The sequence below is a fragment of the Polaromonas sp. genome, assembly GCF_018780625.1.
GTDB lineage: Bacteria > Pseudomonadota > Gammaproteobacteria > Burkholderiales > Burkholderiaceae_C > Polaromonas.
Genome location: NZ_JADMJK010000030.1, coordinates 1 through 2,167, shown reverse-complemented (window position 1 = coordinate 2,167; position 2,167 = coordinate 1). Strand labels below are relative to the sequence as shown.

1 protein-coding gene and 1 pseudogene are annotated in these 2,167 nt (G+C 67.1%); both read left to right on the top strand.

Translation table 11 applies throughout. The features are described 5' to 3' along the window. On the top strand, nt 1-1,818 hold a 1,818-nt coding region (locus IV091_RS02640), incomplete at its 5' end, for an efflux RND transporter permease subunit (protein ID WP_293464732.1). Between the two features lie 8 nt (nt 1,819-1,826). Further along, nucleotides 1,827-2,167: pseudogene (locus IV091_RS02635) on the top strand (RND transporter); the annotation flags it as partial.

The window sequence follows — 2,167 nt, the reverse complement described above, 5'->3', positions numbered from 1 at the left end:
ACCGGCCGGCTGTTCCGCGAATTCGCCGTCACGCTGTCGGCCGCCGTGCTGATTTCGCTGGTGATTTCACTGACCACCACGCCCATGATGTGCGCCTGGCTGCTCAAGCCGGCCGGCCACAGCAAGCCGCCGGGGCGCCTGGCGCGGGGCTTTGAAACCGGCTTCAACCGCCTGCTGCGCGGCTACGAAGTCAGCCTGGACTGGGCGCTGACCCACCGGCGGACCGTGATGGCGATGCTGCTGGCGGTGATTGCGCTCAATGTCTACCTCTATGTCAAGGTGCCCAAGGGCTATTTTCCGCAGCAGGACAGCGGGCAGATCCGGGGCGGCCTGCGCGCCGACCGGAGCATCTCGTTCGAGGCACTGCAGGGCAAGCTCAGGGAACTGGTCGACATCATTGAACGCGATCCGGCGGTGGACACCGTGGTCGGTTTCACCGGCGGCTCGCGCTCGGGCGGCGGCTTCATGTTCATCAACCTCAAGCCGGTGGCGCAGCGCACCGAAGCGGGCCAGGCGGTGATTGCGCGGCTGCGGCCGCAGCTGGCGCAGGTGACCGGCGTCACCCTCTTTCTGAACCCGGTGCAGGACCTGCGCGGCGGCGGCCGCCAGAGCAACTCGACTTACCAGTACACGCTGAAAAGCGACAACGCGGCTGATCTGTCGCGCTGGGCCACACGCCTGGCCGACCAGATGAAGCGCCAGCCGGCGCTGACCGACGTGGACACCGACCAGGAAGAAAACGGTGTCGAGACCATGGTGACGGTCGACAAGGCGAGCGCGGCTCGGCTCGGCATCAGTTCGCGCGATGTCAACAACGCGCTTTACAACGCCTTCGGCCAGCGCCCGGTCGGCACCATCTACACCGAGTTGAACCAGTACCGCGTGATCATGGAAGTGGCGCCGCGCTTTACCCGCAGCCCGGAGTCGCTCAAGGACATCTACATTCCGGTCAAAGGCGGCAGCGGCACCACGCTGGCTGGCGCGACCCAGGCCGGCACGACGGCAACGGCCAGCAGCACGGCGGCAGGCGCGGCCATCACCATGGTGCCGCTGTCGGCGATTGCGCAGTTCAGCGAAAGAACCACCGCCGCGTCGGTCAGCCACGAGGACGGCGAGCTCTCCACCACGGTGTCCTACAACCTGGCCGAAGGCAGCACGCTCAGCGACGCCGAAGCCGCCGTGCGGCAGGCCGAAGCCGACATTGGCCTGCCCAGCAATGTGCGCGGCAGCTTTGCCGCCACGGCGCGCAGCGCGCAGGAGTCGCAAAACCAGCAGCCGCTGCTGATTCTGGCGGCGCTGGTGGTGATCTACATCGTGCTCGGTATCCTGTATGAAAGCCTGGTGCATCCGCTGACGGTGATCTCCACCCTGCCCTCGGCCGGGGTGGGCGCGGTGCTGGCGCTGATGCTGTTCAAGATGGACTTTTCCATCATCGCGCTGATCGGGGTGTTTCTGCTGATCGGCATTGTCAAGAAAAACGCCATTTTGATCATCGATTTTGCGATTGACGCCGAACGCTCGCGCGGCATTTCAGCCGCGCAGGCCGTGCGCGAGGCCTGCATGCTGCGCTTTCGCCCGATCTTGATGACCACGCTGGCCGCCATGCTGGGCGCCCTGCCGCTGGCCATCGGCTTTGGCGAAGGCGCCGAGCTGCGCCGCCCGCTGGGCATCACCATCATCGGCGGGCTGATCGCCAGCCAGCTGCTGACGCTGCTGAGCACGCCGGTCATTTATGTCTTGCTCGACAAGCTGCGCCGCCGCAGCCCGACCGAGCGCCAGCTAAGCCGTCATCCGGATGCGCCGCTGCCATTGCAATGAGGTCCGCCATGCCCCCCACCCTGTCCCCCCGCCTGATCGCCATGGCCCTGCTGCTGAGTCTGGGCGGCTGCGCCGTCGGCCCCGACTACCAGCGCCCGGCCACGCCAGACGTCAGCAGCTTCAAGCAAGCCCAAGGCTGGGTGCCCGCCGCGCCGGCTGATGCGCTGCAACGCGGGCCATGGTGGCAATTGTTTGGCGACCCGGTTCTGGACCAGCTAGCCGCGCGCGTTGAGGTGTCGAACCAGAACGTCGCAGCCGCCGTGGGCGCGTATGCCCAGGCCCGCGCGCTGGTGCGCGAGCAGCGGGCTTCGCTGTTTCCCACGGTCACGCTGGACGGGCGCGGCAACCG